The organism is Alishewanella sp. SMS8 (assembly GCF_030737935.1).
GTDB classification, from domain to species: Bacteria; Pseudomonadota; Gammaproteobacteria; order Enterobacterales; family Alteromonadaceae; genus Alishewanella; species Alishewanella maricola.
The window spans coordinates 1,534,786-1,555,084 of the sequence record NZ_JAPJEA010000001.1; the positions used below are offsets into that span (position 1 = coordinate 1,534,786).

Annotated in this window: 15 protein-coding genes; 7 read left to right on the forward strand and 8 right to left on the reverse strand. The window is 48.0% G+C overall.

What is annotated here, in order from left to right; all coding sequences use genetic code 11:
- Positions 1–54 precede the first annotated feature (54 nt).
- The gene (locus ORJ01_RS06975; protein WP_306177420.1) at positions 55–495 is read right to left on the reverse strand and encodes a hypothetical protein; all 441 of its coding nucleotides are present in this window, start codon (positions 493–495) and stop codon (positions 55–57) included.
- Positions 495–1,670 (reverse strand): porin, encoded by a 1,176-nt coding sequence (locus tag ORJ01_RS06980; RefSeq protein ID WP_306177421.1) that lies wholly within the window; start codon positions 1,668–1,670, stop codon positions 495–497. The genes ORJ01_RS06975 and ORJ01_RS06980 overlap by 1 nt, the downstream gene beginning before the upstream one ends.
- Positions 1,671–2,043: 373 nt before the next feature.
- On the opposite strand from ORJ01_RS06980, the gene ORJ01_RS06985 reads away from it, so the two are divergent.
- Positions 2,044–6,330 (forward strand): CHASE domain-containing protein, encoded by a 4,287-nt coding sequence (locus ORJ01_RS06985; protein ID WP_306177422.1) that lies wholly within the window; start codon positions 2,044–2,046, stop codon positions 6,328–6,330.
- Here the strand turns inward: ORJ01_RS06985 and ORJ01_RS06990 are convergent.
- Positions 6,312–7,214: a LysR family transcriptional regulator gene (locus tag ORJ01_RS06990; protein ID WP_306177423.1), complete on the reverse strand. Its 903-nt coding sequence runs from the start codon at positions 7,212–7,214 to the stop codon at positions 6,312–6,314. The genes ORJ01_RS06985 and ORJ01_RS06990 overlap by 19 nt on opposite strands.
- Positions 7,215–7,312: 98 nt before the next feature.
- On the opposite strand from ORJ01_RS06990, the gene ORJ01_RS06995 reads away from it, so the two are divergent.
- Genes ORJ01_RS06995 through ORJ01_RS07010 form a run of 4 tightly spaced genes read left to right on the forward strand, consistent with a single transcriptional unit; the run spans position 7,313 to position 12,862 of the window.
- Positions 7,313–8,680 (forward strand): NADH-quinone oxidoreductase subunit L, encoded by a 1,368-nt coding sequence (locus ORJ01_RS06995; RefSeq protein ID WP_306177424.1) that lies wholly within the window; start codon positions 7,313–7,315, stop codon positions 8,678–8,680.
- Positions 8,677–11,094, forward strand: a complete 2,418-nt coding sequence (locus tag ORJ01_RS07000; protein ID WP_306177425.1) for a DUF2309 domain-containing protein — start codon at positions 8,677–8,679, stop codon at positions 11,092–11,094. The genes ORJ01_RS06995 and ORJ01_RS07000 overlap by 4 nt, the downstream gene beginning before the upstream one ends.
- A complete protein-coding gene (locus tag ORJ01_RS07005; RefSeq protein ID WP_306177426.1) occupies positions 11,091–11,885 on the forward strand; it encodes a DUF6671 family protein in 795 nt (264 codons plus the stop codon). Before ORJ01_RS07000 ends, ORJ01_RS07005 begins: the two co-directional genes overlap by 4 nt.
- Positions 11,882–12,862 (forward strand): L-threonylcarbamoyladenylate synthase, encoded by a 981-nt coding sequence (locus tag ORJ01_RS07010; RefSeq protein ID WP_306177427.1) that lies wholly within the window; start codon positions 11,882–11,884, stop codon positions 12,860–12,862. Before ORJ01_RS07005 ends, ORJ01_RS07010 begins: the two co-directional genes overlap by 4 nt.
- Before the next feature lie 114 nt (positions 12,863–12,976).
- Here ORJ01_RS07010 and ssb read toward each other — a convergent pair whose 3' ends face one another.
- Positions 12,977–13,582, reverse strand: coding sequence for a single-stranded DNA-binding protein (gene ssb / locus ORJ01_RS07015; RefSeq protein ID WP_306177428.1), 606 nt, complete (start codon positions 13,580–13,582; stop codon positions 12,977–12,979).
- A 22-nt stretch (positions 13,583–13,604) separates the two neighbouring features.
- A complete protein-coding gene (locus ORJ01_RS07020; RefSeq protein ID WP_306177429.1) occupies positions 13,605–14,969 on the reverse strand; it encodes an MFS transporter in 1,365 nt (454 codons plus the stop codon).
- 365 nt (positions 14,970–15,334) lie between these two features.
- Between ORJ01_RS07020 and uvrA the strand changes: the two genes are divergently transcribed.
- Entirely contained in the window at positions 15,335–18,160 is a 2,826-nt protein-coding gene (uvrA, locus tag ORJ01_RS07025) for an excinuclease ABC subunit UvrA (RefSeq protein WP_306177430.1), read from the forward strand.
- An 18-nt stretch (positions 18,161–18,178) separates the two neighbouring features.
- On the opposite strand, the gene ORJ01_RS07030 is transcribed toward uvrA, so the two are convergent.
- Positions 18,179–18,640, reverse strand: coding sequence for an isoprenylcysteine carboxylmethyltransferase family protein (locus tag ORJ01_RS07030; RefSeq protein ID WP_306177431.1), 462 nt, complete (start codon positions 18,638–18,640; stop codon positions 18,179–18,181).
- Between the two features lie 388 nt (positions 18,641–19,028).
- Between ORJ01_RS07030 and ORJ01_RS07035 the strand changes: the two genes are divergently transcribed.
- Entirely contained in the window at positions 19,029–19,247 is a 219-nt protein-coding gene (locus ORJ01_RS07035; RefSeq protein ID WP_236129086.1) for a hypothetical protein, read from the forward strand.
- Here the strand turns inward: ORJ01_RS07035 and ORJ01_RS07040 are convergent.
- Both ORJ01_RS07040 and ORJ01_RS07045 read right to left on the reverse strand, forming a co-directional pair.
- A complete protein-coding gene (locus tag ORJ01_RS07040) occupies positions 19,244–19,720 on the reverse strand; it encodes a hypothetical protein (protein WP_306177432.1) in 477 nt (158 codons plus the stop codon). The two genes, ORJ01_RS07035 and ORJ01_RS07040, sit on opposite strands and share 4 nt — an antisense overlap.
- Positions 19,707–20,282 carry a hypothetical protein gene (locus ORJ01_RS07045; RefSeq protein WP_306177433.1) on the reverse strand — a complete coding sequence of 192 codons (576 nt, stop codon included), beginning with the start codon at positions 20,280–20,282 and terminating at the stop codon, positions 19,707–19,709. Before ORJ01_RS07045 ends, ORJ01_RS07040 begins: the two co-directional genes overlap by 14 nt.
- Positions 20,283–20,299 lie beyond the last annotated feature (17 nt).

A 20,299-nucleotide genomic window follows, 5' to 3' on the forward strand; every position in this document is an offset into this window, starting at 1 on the left:
CCGTTAATGGCGAGCACTGACGAAGGGGTTCACTTTCAGTAAAAATGTCAGCGGTTATTTTTCAAAGTCGATTTTCAGCAGGACGACTAAACCGTCTGGTAATTGGGTATTATCATCAACTACCAGATAACCAATCGCATTACTATTGTTCAGCAGATAATCGGTCAAGACTTTGGTGTTCTCAACCTCCAGCGGCGGCCGGCTTCGGCCCGTAAAGCGCATTTGTGACCAATAAGATTGCAAGCGTGATTCGGTAAGTCCCATCACTAAGGCGTTGAAAATGGTTCGTGAAAACTCACCTTTTACTAAATTAACTGGCTGCAAAGGTGTGCGCCCTTGCTCACCTTGTAAGTAAATTTGTTTAACAACCTCTTTGCTGATCTCAACTTGCTGCGTATTAGCTGAAATCAGCCAAAGTTCATCAGCATCTGCGTTGCCTCCCAGTAGCAGCAAAGACAAACTCAGGGTGAGGACGAGCCTTAAAACAGCAGTCATTAGAAAACCCACTCAACAGAGGTGAGTAGCAGCACCGCACTGCCTTTTGTCACGAGTGGCGAATCAAATTGAAAATCATTACCCTTGACCTTCTTGACTTCTACTTTAAACGCAACATTACTGTTTGTATCGAATCGGGCTCCAAAAGAAAACGTATGATTATTAATCGAAAAACTATTAAGGACGGCATCCACCCCAATCGATAATTCATCTAGCTGAGGTGTAAAGCCCTTAGGAACCGTGTTGACGATGCGGTTATGATCTGAAACTCGCTCAGCAAAACTGACATATACACTTAAAGGGTCAAAAATATACCCGGCAATTAAATAGTAAGAAAGGTAATCAGAAATAGTGCTGATGCTTTGAGTGGTATACGTGATTTCACTGCGAGCAAAGAAATTCAGATCGTCATAACTTAAACCCAGTTGATAATATTCACCCGAGCCTGCACTCATAAACTGGCTTGCGAGGTCACTAAAGCCAATCCCCGTTAAAACATTTTGTATCTCATTTAAGCCAAGCACATCATAGCTAAACTCCCCCTTGTGGTAAGAGGCTGATAAACGATATTTGTCATAGGATAATTTAGCTATAACACCGTAAACCTTGCTTAAATCAATATCGACTTTGCTTCCTTTAACTGAAGCCGTGTCATTCATCGAGCCGAAATAGGTTTCTAGATCAAAGGCTATACGTTCAAACGCTGGGGTAAAACGAATGGAGGCCCCACGAAATTTTTTAAATAAGAACTCAGGGTAAGTTTCTATTGGCAATTGCACCCAATGATAGGCATAGCCAACATCTTGCACATCACTGTAAGAAAAAAAGGGCGTATTCAGTTGACCGAGCTTGACTTGCCAATGGTCATTTAGACGGTAATTTAAGTAAAGCCATTCAATGTCTGAATCACGCTGATCAGAGGCGGTTAATACGGCTTGGCCAACTAAAGATAGCTTTGAATCAAACTGCCATTCTCCTTGCAAGCCAAGTAAGCTATTCGGTTTAAACGATAACTCATCGTCATACCCACTGTACACCATGCCATCTTCAGCCAAATAACCCGCGACAACCCGGCCAAAACCCGACCATTCAAAACCTGACTCTTGCGCCTGCGCCAAACTAGGGCAGAGCAAGAGAGAAGCGATGAACAAAGACTTTGCATAATGACTGAACATATTTTATCCACAATATTGAACTTTTCTAACTTTCCTAGGAAGTACCAACACTGTCAAGTCTAAAGTCTTGTCACCCTAAATAAAAATACATTACAGAGTTTTAAGACAAACATCCCAGTGGCTATTTCTGTGCATCCCTATTACTTTTTTACTGCCTAGTTACACTCACTAAAACCTAGAACAACATGTTAAATTGTGGCTTTTCAATCCGGCTCAAGCTATCTTTGATATGGTGCTATCTAGACTCACTAAAAAGCGACAAGCTTGTTACGATGTATCTTAAATAATAAAAAAGGATGCGCCTTTGTTGCCCAAATTTAACAAATCGCTATTAAATAAATGGTCATTGCTTGTTTTAATTTGCAGCCTAGTATTGAGTATTACCCTGAGTTATAAAGTTCATCAAGCAAACCAGTCACGTATTCAAACAGCCGTCAAAGCCTCATTGCAACAAAAAGCACAAGATATCTTAACGCGTATTCAACTTTACCAATATGGATTGCGCGGTGCTCGTGGAGCGCTAATAACAATAGATGAAGAAAAAATGAGCCGTAACCTATTTCATCGTTATAGCCAAACCCGAGATGTGGATAGCGAATTTCCTGGCGCGCGTGGTTTTGGTTTTATTCGCAGAGTACCACGCCAGCAAGAGGCGGCCTTTTTAGCAGCAGCCCAAGCGGATGGTTGGCCTAGTTTTAGCATTAAAGAGCTGACACCTCATATAGGTGAGCGTTATGTTATCCAATATATTGAACCGGTAGAGCGAAATCTCGCGGCTGTCGGCTTAGACATTGCATCAGAACATAATCGCTATCAGGCGGCTTTGTCTTCCATGCAAAGCGGGGAGGTGCGGTTAACAGGGCCGATCACCTTAGTACAAGCTAGCGGTCAACCTCAACAATCCTTTTTAATTATGATGCCAATGTACCGTGGTGCAGTGACACCGACAACGGTAGCTGAGCGCGAAGAATTAGCTTTTGGATGGAGCTATGCAGCGCTATTGATGTCAGAGGTATTAGCCGATAAAAGTATTGATAGCCAACAGGTCATCTTGCATTTAACTGATATTACCGATCCCGAAAAACCTGATCTATTTTTTAAAAATACGACACATAACCAAATCGGGCTTTACCCCATCAGGGAAACACACCAAGTTTATGGTCGTACTTGGCAGTTTGATTACTCAGTCACGCCACAATTTATCGCAGAACTGCGACTGCCCTCACCTTCACAACTCGGTATTATTGGCTCAATGCTGTCCTTCTTGTTGGCCTTACTAACAGGGTTAATTAATATCAATTTAACCCATAAGCGTTTGTTACAAGCGGAACAAGCTAAACTCGCAGCTATTGTACACAGCTCAGCAGATGGCATTATTGGTCATACTATTGACGGCAATATAACAAGTTGGAACCAAGGCGCAACAGCTATTTTTGGCTTTAAAGCGGATGAAGCTATAGGCAAAACGCTAAGCAAACTGATTGTCAGGCCAGCGGATATCGACGCCGACTTGGCTTTTTTTAAACGCGCCGCGCAGGGCGAATACATTCCTAATGTTGAGGTTGTACGTCAACATAAAAATGGCAAGTCTATCGATGTCTCCATTACCTTTTCACCCGTTCGTTCGTCAGAGGGTCGCGTAATTGGCGTGTCTAAGGTTGTACGCGACATTTCAAAACAAAAAGCCGCCGAAGCGAAGATCCAACAACTTAACGCAAATTTAGAAACACAGGTTGAGCAGCGAACCGCTGATTTGGCCAAAATTAATTTACTCTTTAAAAATGTGCTGTCGGCAGCCTCTGAATTTGCCATTATTGCTACCGATACCTCAGGAGAAATTCAATTATTCAACCACGGCGCTGAGCGCTTATTAGGGTATCAAGCGTCTGAAGTGATCGGCCAAACCACACCTTTATTGTTTCATGATCAAACCGAAATTGCCTCACATGCTACCGCACTGTCTAAGATCCACAATACCCATATTAGTGGCTTTCAAACGATAATTTACACCTCTAATCTAACGGGTGTAGATAAAGGCGAATGGCATTATATTCGTAAAGATGGCCAACGCTTTCCGATCACCATGGTGGTTACCACCATGCGTAACGATCAAGCTCAAGTTGTCGGCTATCTCTGCATTTCAACGGATATTACTCAACAAAAACAGCAACAAGCCGCTTTGCTATCAATTCAAAAGCAATTATTATCAAAAACTGAACAATTGACGTTGGCCTATGAAGTTGCCCAACTCGGCATTTGGGAGTGGTCTATCAGTGATGATGTGCTGCAATGGAATGACAAGATGTTTCAGCTGTACGAGCAACCCATCACTTTACGCGAACAAGGCTTAAATTATGCACATTGGGAGTCTCGGGTGCATCCAGAAGATCGCGCTTTCACTCTCTCCAGCCTACACAATGCCGTTGCCGGTATTGGTGAATATACCCTGACCTTTCGACTGATTTTACCCAGTGGAAAAACTCGCTACATTCAAGCAGGTGCCTATGTACAGCGCGATGAAAAAGGACGGGCCATTAGAGTCATTGGCGTAAACAGTGATATCACTGCTACACATGAGTTAGAACAATACTTACGAGAGTCTAAAGCCGCTGCAGAAGATGCCAATGCAGCCAAATCGTTATTTTTAGCCAATATGAGCCATGAAATTCGTACCCCGATGAACGCCATATTGGGTATGCTGCAACTGATGAAAACCACCGAACTTTCCATGCAGCAAGATGATTATACCAGTAATGCGCAGATTGCCGCCGAGTCGCTACTGCATTTAATCAATGACATCCTCGATTACTCAAAAATTGAAGCAGGTAAATTAGAATTAGAACAGCATCCTTTTAATCTGGATGAATTGATGCGGGAGTTAGCCGTGGTTCTGGCGCATAACCTCGCGACTAAAACAGTAGAATTGCTGTTCGATATCGATCCCGAACTTCCACAATGGATTATTGGCGACAAACTTCGACTACAACAGATCCTGATTAACCTAGCGAGTAATGCCATTAAATTTACTCACCAGGGTGAAGTCATCATTCAGTTACAACAAGTTCATGCACAAGATCGTGCCTGCCGGATCCGCTTTAGTGTAATCGATACGGGTATCGGTATAAGTCCGGCCCAGCAACAGCGCATCTTTGATGGTTTTACTCAGGCTGAAGCGTCTACCACACGTCAATATGGTGGTAGTGGCTTGGGCTTAGTGATCAGTAAAAACATGGTGCAGATGATGGGCGGGGAATTACAGCTTAAAAGTGCTTTAGGTGAAGGTAGCCACTTTTGGTTTGACATTGACTTAGCGCTAGATACCGACAGAGCCTTAGCTGAAGCAACAACGTTTGAAAAAGATACCAACATTTTAATTATTGATGACAACCCTTCAGCTCTGACGCTCTTAAGCCAGGCGGTCAGTCAGCATGGTGCCAAGGTGCTAACCGCGGCATCGTTAATAGCCGCAAAGGCTGAGCTGACAGGCTGCTATGCCCAGCAGCAAAGCATACAGGCGCTACTGCTGGATTACCCTCTACCCGACTTGAGCGAACTCAGCACATTAAAACAACTCAACACATCAACTGACCATGCCTTACCGCCGATTATTATGCTGGTAACGGCAAAGGGCCGTGAAGCCCTGAGCACCCTACCGCAAGACCGTCAGATACCCTACGCCGCCATGCTCACGAAACCCGTTACCCCCAAGCAATTAGTTGAACTGATCGCGAGCGTGCTTGCCGGTAAACAACCTGCGCTGAACACACGAGTGAAGCCATCAAAACGCACAAGACAGCTCAAAGGGCTGCGCCTCTTGCTGGTAGAAGATAATGAAATTAACCAGTTTGTGGCCAAAGAATTACTGCAAAACGAAGGCGCCATAGTGGATATTGCGACAGGCGGGCTCGAAGGGGTAAATGCAGTGTTACAAAGCAGCACACCAGAACAAGGCTATGATGCGGTCTTAATGGATGTGCAGATGCCTAACATAGATGGTCTTGAAGCCACTCGGCGCATTCGCGCCGATGGCCGTTTTTCTGATTTACCCATAATCGCAATGACCGCCAATGTGTATGCCGCTGATCAAGCCGCTTGCTTGCAAGCCGGTATGAATGCGCACCTGACCAAGCCCTTTGATATTGATGCCGTCATTAGCACATTACTTCAGTATACGGGCCGAAGCCCAGCAGCGGCAAACAGCAACAACCTAAACAAACTGCCAATTAACCGCCATAAACGTATCGTTATGGAAAACGCCATAAACAGCGCAGAGGCAGATCTGCCAAGCCAGCCTCGCATCATAAAAACGCGTGCCAACTTGCTGCAACGTTTTGCCGATAATGAACAGTTTTTTCAACGAGTCTTACAGAGCTTCGAATCAAACCTAGCACAGCAATTAGTAGACTTGCAGCAAGCCATTACACAGCAAGACTGGGCGCAGATGCTAGCTATTGTGCATACACTAAAAGGCACTTCTGGTACTGTGGGATTAACCGATCTGCACCAACTACTTTGTCAGCTGGAACACAACCTAAAGCAGGACAGCGTGCATGCCGAAGATGTTGCAACCTTTACTATGCTTACTGACGAACTTGAGCAGCAAATCCGAACTGCCGCGGCTAACGAGTTAAGCATCATTCATCAGCTATTCGCCGAGTAAGATAGTCTTTGAGCATCAAAAGCGTCTAATAACAAACTTTGCTGTGGATGCATCAATTCACGATGGGTGGTGATAAAGTAAAAGTTCTCATACACCTCTGGCAGCATCAGGTATTTCTCTAAACTGCCATTTTTTAATTCATCTTTTACTACCACCTCGGGGATCACCGACAAGGCGCCACTGTCGCGCGTTAACAGCCGCAGCATCGCCATATCATCTGCCTCTGCTACGACATCGGGTTGCAACTGGTATTGTGCGGCCAAGGCGTCAAAGGCGGTGCGGATGGGGCTATGCACTGGTGGCAACACCCAGCGCTGTTGTTGATAGGCCGCCAAGTTTTCGGGTAAGGCTTTACCCGGCGGGCCAATTACTGCCACCGGTTGTCGTGCCAACAAACGACACTGCCACAGTTGGTTATCGGTTCCTTGCACCGCAATATTGCTTAATACTAGGTCTAATTGATGTGCGGCCAGTGCATTCAGTAACGCCGTTTGATTCATAGAAAACAAGCTGTAACGCACATTAGAAGACAACAGCAAGGGCGCGATAAAGCTTTCAATAAAGTTTCGCGACATCGTGGCTAAAGTGCCAATGCGCAGAGGGTTGTGTTGCGGTTGCATGCCTTTCAGCAGCAATTGCTCCAGCTCCTCGCCACGGCTAAAAATATCTTCGGCATATTTTAAGGTTTGATAGCCGCTGTCGGTTAACACTAAGCGCCGCCCCTGCCGCGAGAACAGTTGTACCTGCATGCTTTGTTCAAATTGCTTGATTTGTGCCGACAAGGCCGACTGCGAAATATGCAAGCGCTGCGCGGTTTCGGTCAAGTTACCACCACGGGCCACCTGCCAAAAATAATAGAGATGATGGTAATTCAGTCGGCTCATAGTTCTCTTTTAGTGAACAATTTCTAACTTAATATGTATTTTACTTATATTAGTGCATTTCGCAAAATAGCACCACGTTTAATCAGCCTAGGTGTGGCATGCAAACATTATTTCATTTAACCTCTTTAAAGCTGGTACTGCTCTCACTGGTTGTCTTACTGGGTATTGTCATTTGGCGTTACAGCGCCACCGCTTTATATGGTGAAGCCGAAAAAGCACGTTTTATGCGCGCGCTAACCGCAACGCTAGCAGCCGTGATGGTTACGCTACTGAGTAATCATCTGGTGCTATTCTGGCTCGGTTGGGTCGCCATCAGTTTAAGCGTTCAACAATTACTGCTGTTTTATCCCGAGCGGCCACGAGCACAACTGGCTGCGCATAAAAAAGCCCTTAGCGCACGCTTGGGTGAGTTGCTGTTAGCCCTCGCTATGCTATTACTGTATTTAGAGTTTGATACCGCTAGCATCAACGAACTGCTCCTGCAGCTTAGTCAAACGTCTGAAGCCTCAGCCATGCTGCACAGCGCCGCACTCTTGCTGGTAGCAGTAGCCTTACTAAAGTGCGCTCAACTGCCGTTACATGGCTGGCTGATCCAAGTGGTAGAAGCACCAACGCCAGTGTCGGCTCTGCTGCATGCCGGTATTATTAATCTTGGCGGTATCTTGCTGTTATTGTTTGCGCCATTACTCAGCCTGAGCCCTTTAGCCACGGCAGTATTACTGTTTGCCGCGCTAATCAGTACCTTTTTAGCCGCGCTGATAATGACCACTCGCGTTAGCATCAAGGTACGTTTAGCGTGGTCAACCGTGGCGCAAATGGGTTTAATGCTGGTGGAGATTGCACTGGGTTTGTATACCCTAGCGCTACTGCATCTGCTGGCGCATTCCTGTTACAAAGCCTATGCCTTTTTACACAGTGGCAATGCTGTGAATCATTACCTTGCCGCGCAATTGGCTGATCAGATAGAGCCCAGCGCTAAACACTGGTTTGCCGCTATAATACTGGCAGCCTTGCTCACTGGGCTAACCCATTTCATTGTGCCACTCGCCAGCTTAGCCAGTAGCGTGCTGTTAATCCTCGCCATTACCGTGTTGTTGCTGCCCTCGCTTAGCCGGGCCGATAGCCATCGCCTACAACGTTGCTTGTTAGCCAGCAGCTATGCTCTGGGTTTACTGACACTGTATCTGCTGGGTAAAACCTGCCTCTCTGCAGTTATGCCGACACCGCAAGGGAGCACATTTGTCGCTGATGTGCTAAGCAGCTTGGTATTTATCATCTTGTTTGTGGTGGCCGTTCTATTGCGTTATCACGCCAGCCAACCGGCGCTAAATCAGCTGTTTATTTGGCTGAATGCCGGTGGTTATTTGGATGAATGGGCAACCCGGTTAACCCTTAAAATTTGGCCTTACAAAGCAACAACGCCACAATCGAAAACCGCCTCATCGCAACTAAAGGAGCCATTATGAGTGCGCTGCAAAGCAACGTGGATATTACGCTGGAACAGACTGAACGTTTACTCGCGGCTGCCGCCCGTCAGATTGCACCACAGTGGCCATTAGATCAAATGATCGCGGTTAACCCTTGGTGGCCGAAACGCGCCACGGCCTTTACTGCCGTCTGTGCCGAACAACAGCTATTGGCTGGCACATCTTGCCTAATGCCGGCTGATTGGTATCTGGCACAGTGGCAGCAGCAAATTATGCCGAACCACTTACAACAGGCACTGTTAGAAGCAGGCTTATCATTCAGCCATGAACAAGCCCTTGCTGGCCTGGCGCAGCCCACTGAATTAAGCCAGTGGCAAAGCCTGCCCACACTTTTAGCTGCCCAAAAAAAAGCCACTTCAAGCTTGCCTTGGCCGCAGTTAATTCAACAACAGTTAAGCCAATTTCTGGCACTCTATTACCAATATCCCGAGCGCTTTAATGCCGATGCCAGCAGCCCCGATCATGCCTATCACAGTTGGCTCAGTGTGGTGCGCCAAGACAAAGGCTTGCAGGTGCTCACCGGGCAAGGTTTAACGGCGTTATTTTTGGCATTGCCGGATTCACCCAAAGCATTATTGCAGCAATTAAGCCACTGGTTTGCAACGTGGCTACCGACTACACAAGCTCAACAAGCTTATTTCGAAAGTTTGTTACAAAGCCTGTCTGGCTGGGCCGGCTGGCAAGCATGGCTCGATTGGCAACAGGCTTTGCAAGGCCAGCAAGGCCAACATGCTGTTTGCCAACTGCTTTATATGTTATTGGGGTGGGATTGGGTGTTATGGCAACACAGCAAACAGCATAATCCGCAGCATCAATCGCTGCTACAAGCACTGCAGCAACAAGCGCAACACTATGCCAAAACGTTAGCACAGACCGAACGCTTATTGCATCTTCGCCAAGTATGGCAACGCGCACTGGAGCTGAGTGTGCAACAACCTCTGCTGCGCCAACTGCAGCAACAGCAAACGGTTGCAACTAAGCCAGCACAGCCCTTGCTGCAAGCGGCTTTTTGCATCGATGTAAGGTCTGAGCCAATGCGCCGCGCGCTGGAGCAACAACATAAGCAAATCCAAACTCTCGGTTTTGCTGGCTTTTTCGGCCTGCCTATCGCTTTTAAAGCCACAGACAGTGCCCTTAGTCGGCCACAATTACCAGGGTTGTTAGCCCCTGCGTTACAAGTCACACAAATTCGTGCCAACACACCTACCCTATCACGCCAACCTGACTTGGGCTGGAAACAAAGCTTTGATCTCGCCTCCTCTAGCTTAGGCATGGTAGAAGCGGCTGGCGCGACTAAGCTACTGAGTTTAATCAAACGGGCATTTCTGCGCACCGCAGCACCGCATGCCATTAATAAGCACCTTACCGACAGCCAGTGGCAATTAAGTCAAGCCGACCAACCACTGAGCATCAGCGAGCAAGCACAATTAGCCGCCGCCATTTTAACCGCCATGGGCTTACAGCATAAATTGGCGCCCACTGTATTGCTGTTTGGACATGGCAGCGACAGTTGCAATAACCCACATGCTGCTGCCTTAGATTGCGGCGCCTGTGGCGGCCAAACCGGTGAAGTCAACGTCAAAGTGTTAGCGCAAATGCTGAACGATGCGGCAGTACGTACCGCTTTAGCGTCTGAGCAGAATATTGACATCCCTGCTGACACCCAGTTTTATGCCGCGATGCACCATACTACCTCAGACGAGCTGGAAGTATACCGTGCGCCTGAGCAAGCACATTGGCTGCCATGGCTAGCCAAGGCAACTCAACAAGCCCGGCAACAGCGCGCGCCGCAATTTGGATTGAAAGGTCAAAGCGATCAGGCGCTAGCGCGCTTTTTCAAACTGCGCACCCGTGACTGGGCACAAGTTCGCCCTGAATGGGGCTTAGCCAATAATGCCGCTTTTATCGTGGCACCACGCAGCCTCACCAAGAACCTCGATTTACAAGGTCGCTGCTTTTTGCATGATTACGATGCGGCACAGGACAGCAATTTTAGTTTATTGCATACCATTATGACGGCACCGATGGTGGTGACTAACTGGATTAACTTACAATATTACGCCTCAGTGGTTGCTCCAGAAAAATACGGCAGCGGTAACAAGTTATTGCATAATGTTGTGGCAGGCCATGTTGGTGTTTTTGAAGGTAACGGCGGTGACTTACGCACTGGCTTAGCCTGGCAATCAGTGCATGATGGTAAAAAATTGATGCACCAACCGGTTCGCTTAAGTGTAGTAATCGCTGCGCCAAAAGACGCCATCGCCAATATTATCCAGAGCGCTCCCGATGTGGCAGCCTTGGTCAATCAGCAATGGTTGTGGCTTTATCAACTGGACAAAGACGGCAGCGTGCACCAGTGGCAGCAGCAAGGCTGGCAAGAGACCCCGCTATGAGTGAAACCGTTGCCATAGCCACATTGCACGGTAAAGGGGCAATTATCCGCCCCATACTGGCCGAACTGGGCTGGCAGGTGCAAGAGCTAAACAGTTTTGATACAGATAGCTTAGGCACCTTTGCCAACGAGCGGGCACGCTTTATGTCACCGGTTGAATGCACCCTACGCAAAGCCGCTATTGCTGCCGATCTCAGTGGTTGCGCTATCGGTCTTGGCAGCGAAGGCAGTTTTTCCGCTGGCCCCTTTGGCCTAGGTACCTTTAACCAAGAACTGATTAGCGCGGTAAACATTGAGGCAGGCTGGGTTGTTACCGGGCGATTTTATGGCCCAAGTGCCGTGCAGCAGTGGACGATATCGGATCACACCGCACTACAGCAGGCGCTAAAACAGCTGCCTGCCGATCAACGTTTGTTGATCCAACAACAGCAACAGATCAGTAAAGGCTTAACATTGGCAGAAGCAGAACAACAAGCCAGACAGCTGTTAGCCAACGGCGCGCTACAACTTAGTTATGATTTGCGTGCGCATTGTTGCCCAGAGCGCCAGCAACATATTGCCCATGCAGCCAGCGACTTGCTGCAGCGCTTAAAGCAACATTGCCCTGCGTGTGCCACCCCCGGTTTTTGGCCAGATCACGCCTTACCGGGTTTGCCATGCGAAGACTGTGGTGCCCCTAGCAGCTTAACGCGGCTGCGACGAGCCAGCTGCCAACGCTGTCAGCATACCGAAAGCTACCCGGTCGCAAAATCGTTTGCTGCCGCTCAATATTGTCAGATATGTAACCCATGAACACACTACGATTAAACGCCCAACAGGGCCAAGATATTGCCACCGCCGCTGATTTACTACAACAGGGTAAGTTAGTGGCCGTGCCAACAGAAACCGTCTATGGTTTAGCCGCCGATGCCAGTAACCCTAGCGCGGTAGCTGGCATTTTTACTGCCAAGGGCCGCCCAGCCAATCACCCGTTAATTGTGCATCTGCATGCGAAAACCGCACTAGGTGAGTGGGCAAAAGATATTCCCGCGGCTGCCTGGCAGCTGGCCGAGGCTTTTTGGCCAGGGCCATTAACCCTGTTATTGCCCAAAGCCGATCACGTTAGCCCAGTGATTACCGGTGGCCTAAATAGTATTGGTCTGCGAATGCCGGCACACCCGGCCTTGTTACAAGTATTGCAACTAAACCAACTGGCCGTTGCAGCGCCTTCGGCTAACCGTTATAAAAAGCTGAGCCCGACCAGTGCCGAGCAAGTACTTGCCGGGTTAAATGGCCGTATTGATGCGGTATTGGATGGCGGTGAATGTGAGCATGGTGTGGAGTCAACCATTGTCGATTTAACCGGCGAGCAAATCCGCATTGTGCGCGCAGGCCCCATCACGGCCTCGCAACTGCAAGCTGTACTTAAAACAACTGTACTGCAACCGCAGCAACATCAGATGCAAGTGCCCGGCAATGTTGATGCGCATTATCAACCGAATACGCCACTGCGCTGCTTAGATAGCGCACAACTGCATGCGTTGTTGTTAGAACAGCCAAGCAATATTGCGGTGCTGCATCTCAACGCTTTACCGACAGCACAAGCAGGAATTATCTGCAAACAGATGCCAACCGACGCTGCCGGCTACGCCAGCCAGCTCTATCGCCAGTTATACCAAGCCGATAAGCTAGGCGTAAGCGCGATCTGGTGTGAACTGCCGCCGCAAGGTGAAGCCTGGCTTGCTGTGCATGATCGCTTACGCCGGGCGCAGTTTATTGAGCGCTCATAGCGTCAACACCCTACTAACCTAAACAAAAACCCCGCAATAGCGGGGTTTGATTTAAGGCATTGATTAAATAAAATTTATTGGCAATAAATTACACAATTACATCTTTAGTACAATCTAGAACGGAATATCGTCATCAAAGTCGATTGGCGGTTCCATTGGTGCAGCCTGCTGATTGGGCCTAGGTGCTTGATAATTTCCACCGCCCTGCTGAGGAGCTTGTGCAGGTTTTTGATAACCGCCACCGCCTTGCGCTGGTTGCTGATAGTTACTGCCACCTTGCTGTGGCGCTTGTTGGTAATTATTATTACCGCCTTGTTGGCCGCGAGGCTGGTAACCGCCTTGCTGACCGCCACCCATACCGCCACCTTGTTGTTGACCTTCACCACGGCCATCCAACATTTGCAGCTCGTTTGCCACGATCTCCGTAGTGTAACGCTCTACGCCGTCTTTATCGGTCCATTTACGGGTTTTAAGTTTACCCTCAATGTACACTTTTGAGCCTTTACGCAGATATTCACCGGCAATTTCAGCTAAACGCTGATAAATCACAATACGGTGCCATTCGGTTTGTTCTTTGCGCTCATTGGTCGCTTTGTCGGTCCAGCTTTCTGACGTTGCGATAGTCATATTCGCAACAGCACCGCCTTGCGGCATGTAACGCACTTCAGGATCAGCACCTAAGTTACCGATTAAAATGACTTTATTAATTCCACGCGCCATGCGTATCTCTCCTGCAAAAATGTTACTGGTTGCCGTTGGCAACCAAAGACTGAGCTTGCGCTAAATCGAACTGCTGCGAGCTAACTTTCAGATAGCAACGTTGATCTGCTAACAATATCGTGACCTCTTGAACTCCCACCAACGCGGCCAGCTTGCTGGCCAACTGATTGGCTTGCTGCTCAGTCGTTACCGAAACCGGTAACGATAAGCGCTGAGAACGCGCAGGCACCTGCATGGTGCTGGCAATTGCCAGCCATACTAAACCAATCAAGGCTAAACCTGCAAACACTGCACTAAAACCAAATTGCTGTGCCAAGGTGCCGCCTAATAAGCCACCAAAAAAGGCGCCCAAAAATTGACTACTGGAATAAATGCCCATGGCGCTACCGCGTTGTCCTGCTGGCGCAACACGCGAAACCATGGCGGGCAAACTGGCTTCTAAATAGTTAAAACCAATAAAGAAGACCAACAATGCCAAAACAAAACCCCAGAGGGTAGCCGCCTGCCAACTAATTAACATTGCTATAACTAATAATAGAACATTAATTAAAAAATAGCGTTTTTCTTGCTGCCGACGCATCGCAATAATCATCATCGGCACCATAAACACAAACGATAACAACAGCACCGGTAAATAGACCTGCCAATGCTGCTCTGCCGCTAACTGCTGCTTAAGTAATAACGGCGGCAAAGCGACAAACATAGCGGTTAACATTAGGTGCAATAGCATTACACCAACATCTAAACGCAACAACTGACCATGCGCCAACATACTGGCTAAGCTTTGCGGTAACGCTATGGTTTCAGCGCCAGCCGAACGGCTCACACTGTGTGGCACTAAAAAAGCCACAATCAGCATAGCCGCACACGCTAACACGGCGGTAAACCAAAATACGCCGCTAAGCCCTGCCCAACGCGCTAAAATTGGCCCCAACACCATCGCCAGCGCAAAGGATAAACCAATACTGCCACCAATAATCGCCATGACTTTAGGGCGCTGTTCTTCTCGGGTTAAATCCGCAGCTAACGCCAACACGGCACCCGCAATAGCACCGGCGCCTTGCAGTACACGCCCAAGTGTTACCATATACACTGACTCAGCCATCGCGGCGACTACCGAGCCAAGCACAAATAATGACAGCCCCAACAACATCACTTTATGCCGGCCAATTCTATCCGATAACCAACCAAAAGGAATTTGTAAAATCGCCTGCGTCAGACCATAAGCGCCAATCGCTAAACCAATCCACAAGGGTGAAAAGCCAATTAGCTCTTTACCATACAGGGCAAATACCGGTAATAGCATAAAGAGCCCGAGCATGCGGGTAGAAAAAACTAAAGCCAGTGCGATGGCCGCGCGTTTTTCAAGAGAATTTAGTTGATGCATTCTGCCAGAGCGTTGCTAGATATTAGATTTCACGAAGGCCGCAGTTTAGCATAAAAAAACTGAGCAGGCGGTATAACTAACGACCGGTTGTCTTAACCAAGCGCTGTTACCCTGCATCAACTTAACTGGCCATATCACGCGCCACAAGACATGCCAGTAAGCTAACTGAAAAATCACGGTTTACAGATAAATTTCGGTGTTTTAAGCCAAACCCCACTTCAATACGTAAGTAAGCGCTTTATGGGTGTTTTATCTTGCTAAAATAGCTTGAGCAGGGGCAATTCTAGCTCGATACTGGCTATTAACCCTGCCATTAGTGTATATTTGTACAGCAAACAGCACGCCAACCACCACTGGAAGCCTGAATGGACAAAATTGATATCCGGGGTGCCCGCACCCACAACTTAAAAAACATTTCGCTGCAAATTCCCCGAGATAAACTAGTGGTGATTACCGGCCTATCAGGTTCGGGCAAGTCGTCACTGGCATTTGATACCTTGTATGCAGAAGGACAGCGCCGCTATGTTGAGTCATTATCGGCCTATGCCCGGCAGTTTTTAAGCCTGATGGAAAAGCCCGATGTCGATCATATCGAAGGCTTATCGCCGGCTATTTCGATAGAGCAAAAATCGACCTCGCATAACCCGCGTTCTACCGTGGGCACTATTACCGAAATATACGATTACCTGCGCTTACTGTTTGCACGTGTCGGCGAACCGCGTTGCCCCGAGCATGATTTACCGCTGGCCGCGCAAACCATCAGTGAAATGGTCGACAAAGTGGCCGAGTTTCCTGAAGGCACCAAGCTAATGGTACTGGCGCCGGTGGTACAAGAGCGCAAAGGCGAACATGTCAAAACCTTGGAAGGCTTAGCCGCCCAAGGCTATATTCGCGCCCGGATTGATGGCGAAATCTGTGACTTATCAGATCCACCAAAACTCGATTTACAAAAAAAACACACCATTGAAGTGGTGATCGACCGTATTAAAGTGCGCGACGACATTAAAGTACGTTTAGCCGAATCCTTTGAAACCGCCTTGCAGTTATCTGGCGGCGTGGCCAAAGTGGCGTTAATGGATGATAGTACTGCCCCAGAGCTGGTGTTCTCGGCCAATTATGCCTGCCCAACCTGTGGTTATTCGATGGCCGAGCTAGAACCGCGTTTATTCTCGTTTAACAACCCGGCGGGTGCTTGCCCCAGCTGTGATGGCTTAGGCGTAAAACAGTTTTTCGATCCGAAAAAAGTCATCGTCAGTGACGAGTTAAGCCTCGCTGGTGGCGCCATTCGCGGTTGGGATAAACGCAATTTTTATTATTTTCAGATGCTCAAAGCGCTGGCCGATCATTATGGTTTTCAGCTCGATGTCCCCTTCAGTACCCTAAGTAAAAAACACCAAGAAGCGATTTTACAAGGCAGCGGCGCCACCATTGTTGACTTTAAATACTTAAATGATCGCGGTGATATTGTGCAGCGCAGTCATCCGTTTGAAGGCATTTTGCCAAATATGGAACGGCGTTACCGCGAAACCGAATCCAATTCAGTACGCGAAGAGCTGAGTAAATACCTTGCCACCCAACCTTGCCCAAGCTGCCACGGCACCCGTTTACGCACCGAAGCGCGGCATGTGTTTATTGGCCAAACCAATTTACCGCAAGTGGTGGAGCTGTCGATTGGTGATTGCTTAAGCTTTTTCCAACAGCTTAGCTTGCTGGGGCAAAAAGCCAAAATTGCTGAAAAAGTATTAAAAGAAATTCAAGACCGCTTAAGCTTTTTGGTCAACGTCGGCTTAAATTACCTTAATTTGTCACGCAGTGCGGAAACCCTCTCGGGCGGTGAAGCACAGCGTATTCGCTTGGCCAGCCAAATTGGTGCGGGTTTAGTGGGGGTGATGTATGTGTTGGATGAGCCGTCGATTGGTTTGCATCAACGTGATAACGATCGCTTATTAGGTACGCTGACCCACCTGCGCGATTTAGGCAATACGGTGATTGTGGTTGAACACGATGAAGATGCCGTGCGCATGGCAGATCATATTATTGATATTGGCCCGGGCGCAGGCGTGCATGGTGGTTACATCGTGGCGCAAGGCAGCCTTGAGCAGGTAATGGCCGAGCCGGAGTCTCTCACTGGGCAATATATGGCCGGTACGCGCAAAATTGCCGTACCAGAGAAGCGCACAGCATTGACCGATAAATGGTTAGAAGTGACCGGCGCTACTGGTAATAACCTGAAAAACGTTGATTTAGCAATCCCGTTTGGTGTGATGACCTGTATTACCGGCGTATCGGGCTCAGGTAAGTCTACCCTGATTAACGACACGCTGTTTCGCGTTGCCCATCGTGTGTTGAATAAAGGCGAAGGTGCCGATCCGGCTCCGCACAAAGACATTAAAGGCTTAGAGCACTTTGATAAAGTGATCGATATCGATCAAAGTCCGATTGGCCGTACCCCGCGCTCGAATGCCGCCACTTATACCGGTATTTTTACTGCGGTACGTGAGCTATTCGCCGGCACCCAAGAAGCCCGCTCACGCGGTTATCAGGTGGGCCGCTTTAGCTTTAACGTCAAGGGCGGCCGCTGTGAAGCCTGCCAAGGCGATGGCTTAATTAAAGTGGAAATGCACTTTTTACCCGATGTTTATGTGCCGTGCGATGTCTGTAAAAGCAAACGCTATAACCGCGAAACGCTGGAAATCAAATACAAAGGCAAAAACATTCACGAAGTGCTGGATATGACGGTCGAAGACGCCCTGGCGTTTTTTGAAGCGATACCGGCAGTAAACCGTAAACTGCAAACCCTGAAAGATGTAGGGCTTACTTACATTAAACTCGGCCAATCTGCCACCACCTTATCGGGCGGCGAAGCACAGCGGGTTAAACTGGCGCGCGAACTGAGCAAACGCGACACCGGTAAAACCCTGTATATTTTGGATGAACCGACTACCGGCTTACATTTTTATGATATTCAGCAACTGCTAAACGTATTGCACCGCTTGCGCGACCACGGTAATACCATCGTGGTTATTGAACACAACCTCGATGTGATTAAAACCGCCGACTGGATTGTCGATCTCGGCCCAGAGGGCGGTAACGGCGGCGGCGAGATCTTAATAGCGGGCACACCCGAGCAAGTGGCTGCTTGTGAAAAGTCATATACTGGTCAATATTTAAAGCCGTTGTTAAACCAGTAATAATAAGGCGCTGGCCAATTACAGCCAGCGCCTTACTTGCGTAAAATAAGCCTGATAGTCAGCGCCAAACTTCTGCTGTAAATGGCGCTCTTCCGGCGTAATTTGAAACCGGTTCATATACAGCACAAACAAGGGCAGTAACAGCAATGCCACTCCGCTTTGTAAATAACAGCCCCATGCCATTAGCAGCAGTAAGAACCCCAGATACATAGGGTTACGGCTATAACGATAGATACCCCGAATCACCAGGCTGGAGCTTTGTTGCGGTACCCGCGGGTCTACCGTAGTCTTTGCCCGTCGAAACGCCAACACGCCCATCAACGCCACAACTACTCCTGCACTAACAAAACCTGCAGCCAAGAAAACACTAAGCGTATGCCACCGCAACCAAGGCGGTGTCAAAGGTACGATCACCCACATCGCCAGCGCAAACAACAACACCAAAATCAACGGCGGGACTTTAAGTTCTAATGCTTGCATCAGTTCTTCCTGTTTTAAGCTAACGGAAACAAGGTGGTCAATAAATCGCGTTCTTTAGCACAACGAAAATGCTGTTACTTGCCACCAAAAATACACTTTTATGCGCATAAAAGTGTAAAAATCACAAGGTGAGCTAACAGGGTCAGGCCTTGAATCTTGCGCAGTTATGTTCAACTGTACAAAAGTAGCTGCGATTTAAAGACTAACAACGACCATGCTAGCGGCTAAACTGTTATAAAATTAAAGCACGTGTTTAAAGTCAGAACAAAAATTATCGGCCGTAAACTTACGTTTGGATTGTTTGCTGTTCAACAGAAAGATTGCTAAATTCAAAGGCTGCCACTACTGCTCGTTCTGTGCTTATAGCTATAACATAAGACGATATGCGATGAACAAAATCACAGAAAAACACATAGCAAACATCATCAAAAAACACCTAGGATTTACATTGCTGTTGGCCGTCGCGCCTGTCATCTTCTTTTTGTTGATTGGCTTTTTTGAAAAAACAATTTACAGCATTATCCCGTTTATTTTGCCTATTAGCACCCTTGGTGCGGTGGCCTACTTTATCAAACAGGTACTGACTGAGTTGTTGGTCGATCGTTAAGACAAACTGCCTAAGCGCAACTGCACTAAATACTGCCGCAGTTGCGCAACCCGTTCGCTGCGACCAAACAACTGGTAAATGTGCAACCAATCGGCAGGGGGCATCCAACAGATGCCGTCTTGCCAGCGGCAGCGTTCAGGATGAAAAGTAAAAGCGCTAACGCCATTGTCTTTACGCACCGCTATACCGGCCATCAGATCAATACTGCGACCACCAGCATAAGTAAAGTGGCTAAACTTCGCGGTGGCATACATTGGATCAGACTTAATGGCCTGTGCTTGGTAGCCTGCATTGGTCAGCAGTGCACTTATCGCGGCAAAATCCGCTTCCGTGCAGACCAGATCAATATCGGTTGGTTTATCGACTAGCCCCAGTTGCCACAACAAACAACTGCCGCCTACGCCAAATTGATAGTCGGCTAATAAGCTGCATAGCTCGGTCAGTTGTTCGGTTAACGCGTCAGGTTTTAACATAAGGTAACTCACTTATTAGGGTTGCAAGCCGCTGAATTTTTTCGTTATTCAGTTGCCGATAGTCAAAATAGGGGCAGACCAATAGGCGCTGCTGGCGATCAATAGCAAACTCATGATTTAACCAGTGCAATTGCGCCGCTAACCCCGCATCTAGCAGCGCTTTGGCATGGGTGCGCCCAGCAATAATATGGATTGCATGGCGGTTAACGGCGAACTGCGGCAGGCTAAATAACAACGCCGTGTTACTGCCGGTTTGTAATAACTGCTGCTCACGGAATTGCTGCCAACTGTCGGCGGTTTGTTGGAAAGTAAACTGCCGCTTATCTAGGGTAAAGAGCAGCTTGGCATACACATTAAACACTTTGCGCCAGCCATTACCACAGGCCTGATTAATGGCAGCAATTTCACCGGTACTTAGCGGCTGTATATGATTAAGTGCCGCATATTCCTGCATCGGTGGCCGCTTTGCAACATACACACAGATTTGTGCCTGCGGAACGCCAAAACCTATGGCGAGTTCGCTCACAAGCGGCGGCGCTGTTGTCACACCAACCAGTGGCATAGATACTCCCGTTTAAC